The 13,870-nt window shown below is 60.4% G+C and carries 11 protein-coding genes; 10 read left to right on the forward strand and 1 reads right to left on the reverse strand.

The window, feature by feature from the left end:
* Positions 1 to 78 precede the first annotated feature (78 nt).
* The 8 genes from WC815_09410 to WC815_09445 all read left to right on the forward strand — a co-directional run bounded on the left by WC815_09410 (position 79) and on the right by WC815_09445 (position 10,520).
* Positions 79 to 1,281 carry an outer membrane beta-barrel protein gene (locus WC815_09410; GenBank protein ID MFA5908979.1) on the forward strand — a complete coding sequence of 401 codons (1,203 nt, stop codon included), beginning with the start codon at positions 79 to 81 and terminating at the stop codon, positions 1,279 to 1,281.
* Complete coding sequence (locus WC815_09415; GenBank protein MFA5908980.1) at positions 1,271 to 2,104, forward strand: polysaccharide biosynthesis/export family protein; 834 nt, start codon at positions 1,271 to 1,273, stop codon at positions 2,102 to 2,104. The genes WC815_09410 and WC815_09415 overlap by 11 nt, the downstream gene beginning before the upstream one ends.
* Positions 2,104 to 4,482, forward strand: coding sequence for a polysaccharide biosynthesis tyrosine autokinase (locus WC815_09420; protein MFA5908981.1), 2,379 nt, complete (start codon positions 2,104 to 2,106; stop codon positions 4,480 to 4,482). The genes WC815_09415 and WC815_09420 overlap by 1 nt, the downstream gene beginning before the upstream one ends.
* 185 nt (positions 4,483 to 4,667) lie before the next feature.
* Positions 4,668 to 6,119 (forward strand): exopolysaccharide biosynthesis polyprenyl glycosylphosphotransferase, encoded by a 1,452-nt coding sequence (locus WC815_09425; protein ID MFA5908982.1) that lies wholly within the window; start codon positions 4,668 to 4,670, stop codon positions 6,117 to 6,119.
* Positions 6,120 to 6,686: 567 nt separating this feature from the next.
* Entirely contained in the window at positions 6,687 to 7,379 is a 693-nt protein-coding gene (locus WC815_09430; GenBank protein MFA5908983.1) for a glycosyltransferase family 4 protein, read from the forward strand.
* 285 nt (positions 7,380 to 7,664) lie between these two features.
* Positions 7,665 to 8,480 carry a glycosyltransferase gene (locus tag WC815_09435; protein ID MFA5908984.1) on the forward strand — a complete coding sequence of 272 codons (816 nt, stop codon included), beginning with the start codon at positions 7,665 to 7,667 and terminating at the stop codon, positions 8,478 to 8,480.
* 167 nt (positions 8,481 to 8,647) lie between these two features.
* Positions 8,648 to 9,661 (forward strand): glycosyltransferase family 4 protein, encoded by a 1,014-nt coding sequence (locus WC815_09440; GenBank protein ID MFA5908985.1) that lies wholly within the window; start codon positions 8,648 to 8,650, stop codon positions 9,659 to 9,661.
* A 70-nt stretch (positions 9,662 to 9,731) separates the two neighbouring features.
* A complete protein-coding gene (locus WC815_09445) occupies positions 9,732 to 10,520 on the forward strand; it encodes a class I SAM-dependent methyltransferase (GenBank protein MFA5908986.1) in 789 nt (262 codons plus the stop codon).
* A 10-nt stretch (positions 10,521 to 10,530) separates the two neighbouring features.
* On the opposite strand, the gene WC815_09450 is transcribed toward WC815_09445, so the two are convergent.
* Positions 10,531 to 11,232, reverse strand: a complete 702-nt coding sequence (locus WC815_09450) for an FkbM family methyltransferase (GenBank protein ID MFA5908987.1) — start codon at positions 11,230 to 11,232, stop codon at positions 10,531 to 10,533.
* Between the two features lie 119 nt (positions 11,233 to 11,351).
* Between WC815_09450 and WC815_09455 the strand changes: the two genes are divergently transcribed.
* A complete protein-coding gene (locus WC815_09455) occupies positions 11,352 to 12,332 on the forward strand; it encodes a glycosyltransferase family 2 protein (GenBank protein MFA5908988.1) in 981 nt (326 codons plus the stop codon).
* Between the two features lie 29 nt (positions 12,333 to 12,361).
* A complete protein-coding gene (locus WC815_09460; protein MFA5908989.1) occupies positions 12,362 to 13,828 on the forward strand; it encodes an oligosaccharide flippase family protein in 1,467 nt (488 codons plus the stop codon).
* Positions 13,829 to 13,870 lie beyond the last annotated feature (42 nt).

Here is a 13,870-nt window from a genome sequence, read left to right on the forward strand (position 1 = left end):
ACAGACGAAGACAACTGCCGGGCGCCTGGTCGGACCTCTGCTGTGGTCGGGCGCCGGATTAGAATTCGAGAGTCGGCATTGATAAAGCGTTCTCTTGTCATCCTCTTGTACGCGTTGTCCTTCTCGCAGGCGGCACATGCGCAGCAAGCCCCGGCCGACGATCCCGTCGCGTCGGCACCGATCCACCTAGGCGTGGTTGGCGTCAGCCCACGCTTCGTTCTCAGCAACGCCGGTATCGACACCAACGTGTTCAACACGGTCGACGATCGACAGCGCGATTTCACCTTCACGACGGCGCCAAGTGCGGACCTCTATCTGCGCACGGGCCGCGGCCTCTTGAGCGTCTCGGGCGGTGCGGAGTTCGTCTACTTCCAGAAGTTCGACACCGAGCGGTCGGTCAACAGCAATGCTACCGGGCGATACGAGTTCCGGTTCAACCGCGTGCGGCCGTACGCGTCGGCCGGCACGCTGAACACCAAGCAGCGCCCCGGCCATGAGATCGACGTCCGCGCACGCCATTACGAGACCGATCTCAAGTTTGGCAGCGACGTCATGTTCATGTCGAAGTCGAGCGCTCGCCTCGAGTTCAGGAAGCTTGACTACAAATTCGCGGGCGACGCCGTGTTCGATGGCCGGCCGCTCAACCAGGGACTGAACCGCACCCTGAAAGCCGTCGACCTCGGCTGGCGCCAGCGCCTGACCGCCTTGACGACGTGGGTCACCCGCGTGTCGCGGGAGAGCGAGCGGTTCGAGTTCGAGGACGCACGCAACTCCGATAGCTTCCGAGTATCGAGCGGATTCGAACTGGGCCGTTTCGCGCTGATCCGCGGCAGCGCGTTCGCGGGGTTCCGCAAGCTGACCGCGGCCGATGGCGGCACCCTGCCCGGTTTCTCGGGAGTCACGGCTGATGTCGACGTGTCGTACACCGCGCCGACGCAGACTCGCCTTGGCGCGGCGGTCGATCGCGACATCCAGTATTCGTATGACAACCGAACGCCGTATTACGTGCAGACCGGCTGGACCGCCACCTTGACCCAACGCGTCACCGGCAAGTGGGACGCGCAGCTCTCCGGTGGCCGCGACCGGCTCGCGTACCAGTCCAACAACGCCGCCGACCGGCGTAAGGATTTCGTGGGCCGCTTCGCCGGCGGCATCGGCTACGCGGTGCGAGACGGCGTCCGGGCGAGTTTTGACGTGCAGTCGTTCTACCGCAGTTCAGCAATTCGCGGCCGCGAGTATGGCGGCGTGCGCGCAGGGTTTTCCATGACTTATGGGTACTAGATCACTTGTTCTCACCCTTTGTTGTGTCGCGCTAACTGTCAGTGCAGTCCGCGGTTTCCAGGCACTGCAGCCGAACAACTACGTGGTTGGCCCACAAGACATCCTGACCGTCACCTCGTTCGACCAGGACGACTTGAGCGGCAAGTATCCGGTCGACGCCGACGGCACGTTCACGTTTCCGCTGGTCGGCCGGGTCAAGGCCGGCGGCCTGACGCTGCGCGAACTCGAAGCCGAGATCAAGCGGTTGTTGAAGGACGGCTTCTTCAAGGATCCGCAGCTCTCGGTTGGCGTGGAGCAATACCGCAGCCAGAAGATCCACATCGTCGGCGAGGTCCGCAATCCCGGCACGTATCCCCTGGCGGGCGACATGAGCCTGATCGAGGCCGTGGCGCGCGCCGGATCGACCCTGCCGAGTGCGTCGGGAGAGGCGCTGGTGGTCCGGGCCAAGCCAGGCCAACAGACTTCGGCCCCAGTGCTGCCGAACGGCGACGAGACGGATGTGACCACGGTTGACCTGAAGCAACTCCAGAGCGGCGCCTTCAGCCAGAACGTGTCGCTGAGGGATGGCGACACCATCTTCGTTCCTCGCGCCGAATCGGTCTACGTGTTCGGCCAGGTCAAGAATCCTGGGGCATATTCAATTCAACGAAGCACTACGGTTCTCCAGGCCCTATCGCTCGCGGGTGGAGTCAATGACCGGGGTGCTACCGGCCGGATCAAGATCGTGCGGATTGAGAAAGGCAAGACGATCGAGGTGCGAGTGAAGCTCACCGACATCGTGCGGCCGGGCGACACGATCATGGTTCCCGAAAGGTTTTTCTGATGTCCGACCAGCCGATCGATCCCAAGCGCGACTCGCTGCGCCTGGACCTTGACGCTGCGCCGCTCTCCCCTCCAGGCGCCGAGCGCCAGGGCTCGGTCCGGGCTGAGGCGGATGGGCGATTCGCTGATCCCGCGCCCGCCCCTGCCGGCGGCGCGCCACCGGGGTACAGCGGGTACGGCGCCGGGTACGGCCAAGCGGCGGGCGGCGACGAAGTGCACCTGGTTGACTACCTGCGCGTGCTGCACAAGCGGCGCTGGTCAGCAATCACGGCGTTCCTGCTCGTTTTTGGTTCGGTGACCATTTACACATTTACGACCACGCCGATTTACAGCGCGCGGACGCAAATCCTGATCGAAAACGAAACCCCGAACGTAGTGAAGTTCGAGGAGGTGTACGAACAGAACAAGGCACTCGACTACTACCAGACGCAGTACCGACTGCTGCAAAGCCGTGCCCTGGCACGCCGCACGCTCGAGGCCGAGAAACTCTGGGAGCATCCGTTATTGGCGGGTACCGGTGAATCGCCTGGTATTAGCCTAAACCCAATCGCCTGGGCCGGCGCGGGCGTGAAGTTCGTGCAGGGGTTCTTCGTTGCGGAGCCTGAAGCTGAAGCACCGGAGGTCGCTGAAAATGCCACCCAGTCTCGCACCATCGACACGTTCCTGACCGGCGTCACCGTGACCCCCGTTCGCAACAGCCGGCTCGTGGATGTCAGCTTCCGGTCGTCCGACCCGGCCCTGTCTTCGCGGGTGGCCAATGCGCTTGCCAGGCAGTACATCGAGCAAAATCTCGAGTTCAAGTTCCTGGCCACCAAGGAAGCCACGGACTTTCTAAACGCGCGGACCGCCGAGCAACGCAAATCACTGGAGAAGAGCGAGCAGGCGCTGCAGCAGTACCGCGAGAAAACCGGTGCGATGGCTCTTGAGGACCGGCAGAACATCGTCCTCCAGCGTTTGTCGGATTTGAATGCTGCCGTCACGCGCGCGCGCACCGACCGAATCGAGAAAGAGTCCGTCTACAACCAAATCCGGGCCATTCAAAACGACCGCACAGCCGTCGACACGTTTCCCGCCATCCTCAACAACGCCTTCATTCAACAGCTCAAAGGGCAATTGAACGAGCAACAACGGCTGAAGGCACAGCTCGGCGACAAAATGTTGGCACGCCATCCAGACATGGTGAAGGTTGATTCGGCGATCGGGACCACGGAAACGCGCATCAACGCCGAGGTGCAGAAAGTGGTGCAGGCGCTGCGCAACGACTACCTGGCAGCCCAGGCCAACGAACGGTCGATGCAGGCATCGCTGGATCAGCAGCGGGCCGAGGCGCAAGATCTGAACCGGGCTTCCATCCAGTACGGTGTTTTGCAGCGCGACGCGACCAGCAACCAAACAATGTTCTCGGGCCTCCTTGAGCGAAGCCGAGAGACGGGTATCTCTGGGGAGCTCAAGACCAGCAACATCCGGGTTGTGGATCAGGCTGAGATCCCGAGGCGCCCGTCGAGTCCCAACACCAGGAACAACCTGTTGCTGGCGCTCTTCGGCGGTTCGTTCCTGGGCATCGGGCTGGCATTCTTCTTCGAGTATCTCGACAGCCGGATCAAGCAACCGGATGAGATCAAGACGCAGCTGGGGCTGCCGTTCCTGGGAATGGTGCCGCTCTTCGCCGCAAAAGACGCGGTGGGCCCGCCGCTGATTGGCAACGGCATGCCTCACGAATTCTCAGAAGCCTTCCGCGGGATTCGAACCAACGTTCTGTTTTCCTCCGCGGATGCCGGCTCGAAGTCCATCGTCGTCACGAGCACGGGTCCGGGCGAAGGCAAGAGCGTGGTGTCGGCGAACATCGCGATGTCGCTGGCGCTTGCGGGGCAACGTGTGCTTCTCATCGACGCCGACATGCGCCGGCCGAAAGCACACGAGTTCTTTGGAGTGGGGCTTGAACCGGGTCTCTCGAACGTCATGGTCGGCGACGCGAAGGCAAGCGAGACGGTGAAGAAGACGTTGACGCCAAACCTGTGGCTGATGGCGGCGGGCAAGCACCCGCCGAACCCCGCTGAACTCCTGGGGTCGCGGCGATTCAAGGACTTCATGGCGTCGCTCGCTGAGCACTTCGACTGGGTGATCATCGACTCGCCGCCGGTGATGGCGGTGACGGACGCGAGCGTGATCGCTCACGGCGCGACCGGCGTTGTATTTGTGGTTGGTGCCGAGATGACGAGCAAAGGCGCCGCCAAGGCAGCACTCGAGCAACTGGATTCAGCCAGGGCAAAGTATGTGGGCGGAATTCTCAATCGGGTGGATGTCCGACGAAACCCGTACTACTACGCGCGCCATTACCGCCGTGAATACCGGAACTACTACTCAAAGGCAGGTGTCTGAGAGCGACCATGCCTTCGAGCGCCTCGGAAGATGACATCCAGAGAATGCCCCTAGGATCCCGAGCGGCCCTCAAACCGCCCACCCCGGTAAGCCCATTCGCACGGGGCCGTCGGCTGGCGCCAGCGGCGCCATTCCGCCAGACTCCGGCTTCGTCAGACGGTCTGCCAAGGCGGTTCCTTTGGTTTATGGACGCGATAATTGTTGTCGCCGGGTTCATCGCCTCGTACGGAGCGTTCCCCTTTCTCCAGGGCATCGTCGTCGCGAGTGGACTGGTGCCGGAACCATTACTGCTGTGGCTCGCCGTGCCGGACGAAATTGCAGGCGGGCAGCTGCCAGGATGGGAAGAGGCGCTGTGGCCCGTGCTGCTGATGGTCCCGACTGTGCTCTTCTCCGTAGAGCTACTCGGGGGCTATGGACAGTTGAGGGCGCAGTCGAGGACCAGGCTGTTCATCAGCAGCACCCTGGGACCAGTGCTCGGCCTCGCCGTCGTCACAATGGTCCTTTATGCACTCAAGGTCTCGAGCGCCAGTCGCCTCCTGATCTTCTCGGGCACGGCGTTCGTGGGTCTCGGTCTCTTTGCGTACCGGTTGGCCGTCGCTACCTATCAGCGCCGGGCCGCCGCATCAGGGCGATACGTCAAACAGGTCCTCCTGGTCGGGGCGCCTGAAGGCGTCAGGCGCGTGTCGGACCACATGCGCCAGCGGCTGTCGCCAACCGACTACGTCATGGTTGGATACTTGGTTCCACCAGGCGAGGCCGCGCCAGACGGTGATCCCGCCCTGACGTGTCTCGGCTCCTCAAGTGACTTGAGCCAGTTACTGATCCACCAACCGGTGCAGGAGATCGTCGTCGTTCAATCGGATGCCGTGGATGTTGGCCTCACAGGCATCGTGGAGGCGTGCGACTACTACCGAGTGACCCTTCGCATCGTGCCGATCGCTTTTGTGGCGCCAGAGCTCAGGGACCTTCAACTGGCCAGCGCCTCGGCCACAGGTTTGCCTGAGATTGTGCTGTTGCCGCGCGGTCTCAACTCCGATGCGATGTTCGTGAAACGGCTGTTCGACGTATTCGCCTCGAGCCTACTGCTTGTGCTGCTCGCCCCACTGTTTGCGCTCGTTGCCCTAGCCATCAAACTGACGACACCCAACTTGCCCGTGTTCTACCCGTGGCGGGTGATCGGATTCAAGGGACTCCCCTTTACCGGGTACAAGTTCACGACAATGGTCGCCGAGGCAGAAAGCCTGCGCGAGGCTTTGCTCGATAAGAATGAGATGTCCGGACCGGTCTTCAAGATTCAGGACGATCCGCGGACGACGCGCCTCGGCAAGTTCCTGCGCAAATACAGCCTGAACGAGTTGCCACAACTCTGGAGTGTGCTCATAGGCGATATGAGCCTCGTTGGTCCGCGGCCGGCGTTCCGGCACGAGCTCGAGCGCTACGAGTTGTGGCATAAGCGGAAGCTGTCGATCAAACCGGGGATTACGTGTCTATGGCAAGTACGTGGCAGAAACACGGTGAGCAAGTTTGACGACTGGGTTGCTATGGATCTCGAGTACATCGACCGGTGGTCGCTCTGGCTCGACATGAAGATCCTTTTTCGGACAGTCACCGCCGTTGTGCGTGGCACGGGCTCGTGACCGCATTAATCGGTTGTGAGCGCACCTGACGTGGAACAGGCTATTCCCCAATACAGATTCAGGCTTGCCGCAGTCACGTCTCACCCAGTTCAGTACCAAGCACCTCTCTTTCAGCAGCTCGCACGGCACCCACGAGTCGACTTGATGGTCTACTACGGACACGATGGAAGTGTCACCGGCGAATTGGACCGAGAATTCGGGATCCCGATCGTGTGGGACCGTCCTTTGCTCACTGGTTACCACAGCACGTTTCTTAGCACGCGAACGAGGTGTCTCGATCGATGGCTGGTAATGCTCCGGACAGCGGCAATAATCGGTTACCTATGGCGCGGTAGGTATGACGCCATCCTTATCCACAGCTACGCGACCAGACTTTCGTTACTGGCCTATCTGGGCGCGTGGATAACTAGAACCCCGATTCTCCTGAGAACGGAATCCCACCGCCTGAGGCGGCGTCCAGCGGTAATCGAATGGCTGAAAGGCATCGTTCTGAGGCGTCTCTTCACATGGACAGACGCCTTTCTGACAATCGGACGGGCGAACAGAGAGTTCTTCTTGCATTACGGCGTGGACGAAAGACACATGTTCTCCACTCCGTATTGCGTGGACAACGACTATTTGAGCGAGCAAGGACTAAGACACATTCCCGGAAAGGCTACGACCATCCGCGACATTGGCCTGCCCCGTGATCGGCCGATCATCGTCTACAGCGGCAAGCTGATCAGGCTCAAGCGCGTCCAAGATCTAATCCAGGCCATTCACATACTCGGCAGGCAAGGTCATGCAGCCAGCCTGCTTGTGATTGGTGACGGGCCTCTTCGGGAGGAACTAACTCAAATTGCTGCCGACGCTAACGTTACCGCTTCGTTTGTGGGATTCCAGAATCAGACGCAGTTAGCGCGTTACTACGTGTGTGCTGACGTGCTCGTGCTCCCGTCGAGCAACGAGACCTGGGGGTTAGTATTGAACGAAGCGATGGCCCTTGGGCTTCCTGTTGTGACCACGACTCAGGTCGGCGCGAGCCGCGATTTGGTGGTTCCCAATCACACGGGCTACACGTACCAAGCTGGCGATTGCGAAGACCTCGCACGACTACTTGGGGCGCTCATTGGCGACGAGAAGCTGAGGCGGCGTTTGGGTGAAGCGGCGCGAGACAAGATAAGACGTTACACCTATCGGGAGTGCGTCGCTGGCGTCATTGCAGCTCTTGAACTGGTCACGGGACAGCGCATCACATCTCGAAGCACTGTGAGCCGCTGATCCGCGAAGACTATGCCTTTCCGTCCAAGGATACTCTTCTGCGGCCACCTCGAATCACATCGCCTTACAGGCAGACAGCGACTTGAGTCGCTTCGCCAGCTCGGGTGCGATGTTCAACCGTTCGATTTCGCGCCACTTGAAGAACGAACCCAGATTGACAGACTGATCGGGCGAATCCGTAGGGAGCCATTTCCCCCCAAAACCATACATGCGTTCAATCAATCGTTCCTGGCGAGTGTTCGCGGCGCCCAGGCTGACGTAGTCTGGATAGAAAAGGCCGTTCTCATGGATCCGCCGACCCTTCGCGCGGCGAAACGAATCGCACCAGGCGCGATATTTGTTGATTATCAAACGGATAACCCTTTCGGAAATCGGACAAGGGAAGCGAAACTGTGGGGCAAGTTCATCGCATCAATTCCCGAGTACGACATCCACTTCGTGTTTAGGCCGCACGACATCAGCGCCTATCGCGCTAGTGGTGCAACCGATGTCTATCTGACCAGACACCACTACTACCCCGCTCTTCACGCGCCACCCGCGCAGGCCACGGAAACTGCGGACTATCAGCATGAGGTCTTGTTCATCGGGACGGCCATCGACCGCCGCGTAGATGCCATCGCGCGACTTCTGGCTTCGGCGTCCGTACAGGTCGATGTGTATGGTGGCCTTTGGAACCGCCACATCGTCTACTACCGCCACCGTCGGCACTTCCACGGCAACGTCCACGAGAGTCAATACGCTGCCCTTGTCGCAAAGAGCAAAATCTGCCTGGGATTCGTCTCGGCATCGAACCGAGACGATTACACTGGCCGATCAATCGAAATCCCGGCCTGTGGCGGCTTTCTTCTGGCTGAACGTACCGAGAAGCACCGTGAACTTTACGCCGAAGGCCGCGAAGCGGCGTTCTTCGGTTCGAGTGACGAGTGTCTGGAGAAGATCCGGTACTACCTATCGCATGATGAGGAGCGGCGCGCTATCGCTGATGCCGGAACTAGGCGGTGCCTTGCGTCCGGCAATAGCTGTGTCGAGGTCATGAGTGACGCCCTCGCTCAAATCGAAATAGTCTCCAGCGGAATTGCCGACGAGGGCGGTCGTAGATGAAAGTTGTTATCTCAATTGGAGGACGCTTCCCGTCACCATTCAGGCTTGCGGAATACCTCGAACGACGGGACTGCCTCGGGCGGATTGTTACGACGCTCCCGCGGTTCACGCTCGAACCACTAGCACTAGCGCCCTCACATCTCGTAACGGCACCTTGGATCGGCGGGTTGAACTACGTTATGCGCCAGGTGCCGATTTTACGGGCTCGGGCGGAGCGCAACTACTGGACGATGCGAATGTTCGAGAATGTCGTCGTGCGGAATCTTGAGGGTTGCGACCTCTTCAACGGCTGGTGCTCGTCGGCCCTGGAGTCGATGCGGAAGGCGAAGTCCCTTGGTGCCGTGACCGTTCTTAATACTGGGTCCGTACACATTGCCACTCAGAAGCAGATGCTCGAAGAGGAATACGCCGCTTTCGGCCTGCGGCGAGTGGTCACCGATCAGCGGCTCGTTGACCAAGGCGTTCAGGAATTCGAGGAGGCCGATCACATCATCGTTGCATCGACCTTTGTGAAGCGAAGTCTCCTCGATCGTGGCATACCGGACCGCAAGATCAGCATCGTTCCAGACGGGGTGACAAGACTCTTCAGTCCAGGCAGGAAGACAGACGATGTCTTCAGAGTGATCGCGGTCGGCCGCATCGAGTTTCGAAAGGGTATTCAGTACTTGCTGCAAGCCTTTCGCGACCTTCGGTTGCCGAACGCCGAGTTGTTGCTGGTCGGTGGGCCGCAGCCTGAGTTTGACGCGCTGCTGAATGAGTACCGCGGATGGTACCGGCTGACCGGTCGTGTGTCGGACGCGGAACTGGCGCGCTGGTACAACGAGTCGTCGGTCTTCGTGCTGCCGTCTATCGAGGACGGTTGGGGACATGTGACGCTAGAGGCCATGTCCAGTGGGCTACCGGTGATCGTATCGGCCAATGCCGGAAGCGCCGATGCGGTTGAGCAGGGCAAGTCTGGATTCGTCGTCCCAGCACGCGATGTGGACACTCTGAAGGCGCGCCTCCTTGAGTTGTACGAGAGCGCCGAGTTGCGGCGCGCCATGGGTGCCGAAGCTGCGGCCGCAGCTCGAACCCGAACGTGGGATGAATACGGCCATCGGAACTTGGCAGTGTTCAAGCGCGTGCTCGGGCGTCCAAGCGACGTCGAGGCTACCAGTGAGCAATTGGAGACGCTCGGCTAGAACTATGGATAGAACCTGTCCAATCTGCCGCTCGACCCAGGTTGCAGAGGCCTGGCGATACAAGGAGTCTGTGATCGTCGCCTGCCGGTCGTGCGATCTTGAATTCGCGGAACCGTTTGTGGCCGCGCCCCTTGACTACTATCAGGCCAACTACATGGACTACGTCGCGCCATCATACGAAGAGATCCACCCCGGATATCAGTTCACGATCCGCAAGATCCGACAGGCAGTGGCTCACCTGACTCCGGACGCGAACCGTGCGATCGACGTCGGCTGTGGAGCCGGCTATCTACTCGTCGACTTGCAGCGGCGGGGTTTCGAATGCCTGGGCATCGACTTCAACGAAGATCTCGTCCGGGTCGCCAACGAGCGCTTCGGCGTACCGGCGCGCGTGGACGATGTGCGAAATCTTGCCAAGATTGGTGCACGTTTCGATGTGGCGCTGCTGTCGCACGTTCTGGAGCACGTCGATGATCCCCTCGGCTTACTTCGGCACATTCATCAGATTCTTAGTCCTGGAGGACTTCTAGTAATCGAAATCCCCAATCGGAATTGGTACAGCGTCGGCCACTCGCTGAGAAATGGGACCTGCACGTGGAATAACTACCCGCCGCACCACATTACGTTCTGGTCGACAGCTTCGCTCCGCAAGGCCCTCACACATGCCGGATTCTCGGTCGTGGAGTGCATCCCCAGACCCTTTGAAGACATGGGCCGCATCGACCGATTTGTGACCGGGCGACTGGGATTGTCGAAGGGTCCTCTCTACAGTTTCGTGTCGTCGATACTAAGCCTGGTTGGTCGGGCAGCCAAGCTCGAGGGCTCGACGCTACACGCGATAGCCCGGAGCCAGAGCTGAGAGTGGGGTATCAGTGTGATGTGCGAGCAGTGTGTCGGGCGGTTTGACCAATTTCATCTCGTACCGCTGCGCGGAAAGCCACGCGAGAGTACGCCGTTTGACGCCGTCGCCGTGGCAAGCGATCAGCAGGGGGGCGTGCTCGCTGGATCAATTTCGCCATCCCAAGCAGCGCCTCCTCTTCGGCGCCTTCGATGTCCATCTTTATGAAGACCGGATCGGGCAGGTCGATGTCGTCCAACGCGACAATGCGCACGGGATCACCAGCGAAGGCGATGTGCCTAACTGACGGATCGTCATCCTGACTCAGAAACCCGCTACCAGACTGAGCGCCAACTGCCACAGGGTAAATCGTGACGCGGGATTCCAGATGATTCATTGCCACATGCTGAGTGAGATCGGAGGGGTTGGGCTCAAAAGCATAAACATGGCCGGCCTTCGAGAGCCGGGCGAGCGTGTAGTAGCCCGCATGGGCGCCAAGATCGAAGACCACGGAACCCAGAGGAATATGCGGCAGGACCGCAGCCAGAATGGCGCGATCGTAGACGCCTACCCACGCGCGGCGCATCGTCGAGCCAAGTCGCCAGCGACATCCCCTAGCCGGACCGCTCAGGATCGGCAGGGTCAGGGACGACGGAAGCAAACCAAGCGGCCAACGCAGGGCCCGGCCAAGGGGACGATTGCCGGACAGGCAGCGATCCAGGAGATCATCCATCTCGGCGACTCTAGCACGCAGGGCGGCGGGTGCTTCGGCGGGTCGGCAGGCGTTCACAATATCGAGATGAACCGGCTCGAAGGCTCAACCCTTGCCGCCGTGGCCCTTCGAAACAGTTGATGCCCAAGGTCACCATCGCCATTCCGACGTACGATCGCCCTGCCTTGCTCAAACAGGCAATCCAGAGCGTTCTTCTTCAGACCTATCAGGATTACGAAGTCATTGTTAGCGACGACGGTTCGAACTCGGAGACCGTCGAGGTCGCCCGAAGCACAGGCGACCCCCGCGTTAAGTATCGGCGTACAGCCGGAAAACTCGGCGTGCCCAGGCATTTCAACGAATGCGTCAGGATCGCCCAGGGCGAACTCTTCGCCTTGCTACCAGACGACGACCTTTATGCTCCGCAGTACCTTCAACGGATGGTTGCGGCTCTCGAATTGAACCCCACGACAGGTTTTGCCCAAGCTGGATTCTACGCTGTGGACCAGGACCTCCGCTGCATCCAGGAGATGCTCTCCTCAAATTCAGGCTTCACGGCAGCCGGCGAAGATGCGTTGGTCTGGCAACTCAAGACATTGACTTGTAATCCTGTTGCGCTGGTCTACCGCCGCAGCGCGATGCTGGCCGTCGGGCTATGGCGCGAAGACGAGGGTTATTTCGACGACTGGGCGTTCGCGGTTCGTGTCGCGTACCGCCACGGCTTTATCTTTGTCCCCGAACTCCTGGCGTGCGTCCGGAGGCACGACGGCAACCTATCCGCCGACATGCAAAAGCCCGGCGTTGATCACGTCGTTCGCATCGTAAACCAGCAGGCGGATGTATTCCGTGAGGCTGGGGCCGTGACAGATCGACTCCTCGAAGTGCGCGCGCGTCTCTCGCGCGAGTGCAGCCACCGGTCGATCATTGCGGCTCTGCGGTGCGGCATAGCCGGCGATTGGGAGTCGGCTCACCGAGCGATCCAACTGGCCAGAGCGCTCAATCCGCTGGCGGGGCTTGATCCAGGGGTAATCGCATTCGGGCTCAGGAATCTCCGGGCCAGAAAGCAGGAGTCGGCCCTGCGGCTCGCCGCTCGTTCGAAACGTCCTGTCCTGGCATTGTGAGTACCGCCAGTGGAAGCCGGTGGATTCATGTGGCCCGTGAATCCACGCTCAGCCTTGGCGGATCGATTGGCGGCTTGGGCCTCGGATTCGCGACCAAGATCCTGCTGGCGCGAACACTGACGCCCGCGGACCTCGGTGTGCTCGTGATAGCCCAGACGATCGTGAGCGTTGGAGTCACGGTCGGGCAGATGAATCTGCCGGATGCCGTCGCCAGGTTCGTTGCGGTCCACGCGGACGAACCGACGTTGCAGAAAGCCAGGGGTGTGGTGGACCGTGCCATCTGGACCGGCGGTACCACCGCGGGCATTGCGGCCTTCATCATCGTTCTTGTCACCTATGTGGCCGGCCAGGGGACCTCAGAGTGTCAGCCGCTGAGAGACACGATCATCATCCTGGCGTTGTCCATCCCTTTCGTCGCATTGGCCGAGATCCTGGGCGCCGGCTTCCGCGGGATCAATCGCCTGTGGGTTAAGGTTCTCTGGATCGACGTTGCGAAAGCCGTCTGGATCGCGCTGGCCCTCGCTTCATTGACACTGCTCCACATCACCTCCCTGCGTGCAGTGAGCGTCGTGTACGTGAGTGGCGCGTTGCTGTCACTGCTCGTGACCAGCGCCTACTACCTGCTGCGACAGGAATGGCGCGTCAGCCCGACAGTTTTTGCGCGCGCCGACCTTCTGAGGTATGGCTTGCCCCTTCTGATCGGTGGCCTAGTCAGCCTTCCAATGAGCTTCATCCCCCTGTTGCTCGGGAAGACGACATCGGCAGGTGACGTCGCCCAGTACGCGGTCGCGATGTCTCTCACCAGCTTTGTATACATGCCTACCGGGGCTCTCGACACGGCCGCCCTACCAATGTGGGCAAGGCGCACATCGGCGTCGCCAAAGGAACTGGTCGAAGACTACGTGTTCGTATCGCGCTGGTGCTTCATCAGCGCAGCGTTGATTGCCGCGCCGTTGTTGCTCTCGACAGAGCGAGTGTTGGCCTGGTCTTTCGGACCGCAATACCTCGCGGCAGCATGGGTTGTCCAGGCGGTGTGCGTTTTGATTCTCTTGAATGCGTCAACAGGTCCGAACGAGAGCTTGCTCAGGGCGTTCGGCAGGACGCGCCAGATCATGGTCTCTCGGATGTTACAGGGCATCAGCGTCGTGTGCATTGGTCCCTTTCTGATTGGGCGCTGGGGGCTAGCGGGAGCTGTCGGAACCTATGCCATCGCCCAAATCATTGGAAACGCCGTCTACCAGTTCTATTTGCTGCGGCTTCAACGCATTCACTTACTACAACCGACCTACGTGAAGACTGTCTCGGCGGTGCTGCTGGCTTTTGCCGCAAGTTGGTATGTCGCGACCTACCTCAGCGGATCGCCCATCCATATCTTCACGATCAGCGGCGGATTTGCTGCGACTCTCGCTGTACTCCTAACGACCTCTGGCGCCATATCGCATCGTGATTGGGATGCACTTCGGAGTGCATACACTCGATTGAGGCTCGCGTGGTGAAACTATTCTCCCGGAGTCACGCAGGAGGCGTGTCGCATCCGG

It is taken from the genome of Vicinamibacterales bacterium (assembly GCA_041659285.1).
Classification (GTDB): domain Bacteria; phylum Acidobacteriota; class Vicinamibacteria; order Vicinamibacterales; family UBA2999; genus 12-FULL-67-14b.

Coding starts and splice junctions, on each gene's coding strand:
- WC815_09420 (MFA5908981.1), top strand. CDS start 2,104: ATGTCCGACCAGCCGATCGATCCCAAGCGCGACTCGCTGCGCCTGGAC.
- WC815_09455 (MFA5908988.1), top strand. CDS start 11,352: ATGCCCAAGGTCACCATCGCCATTCCGACGTACGATCGCCCTGCCTTG.
- WC815_09425 (MFA5908982.1), top strand. CDS start 4,668: ATGGACGCGATAATTGTTGTCGCCGGGTTCATCGCCTCGTACGGAGCG.
- WC815_09435 (MFA5908984.1), top strand. CDS start 7,665: ATGGATCCGCCGACCCTTCGCGCGGCGAAACGAATCGCACCAGGCGCG.
- WC815_09450 (MFA5908987.1), bottom strand. CDS start 11,232: ATGGATGATCTCCTGGATCGCTGCCTGTCCGGCAATCGTCCCCTTGGC.
- WC815_09415 (MFA5908980.1), top strand. CDS start 1,271: ATGGGTACTAGATCACTTGTTCTCACCCTTTGTTGTGTCGCGCTAACT.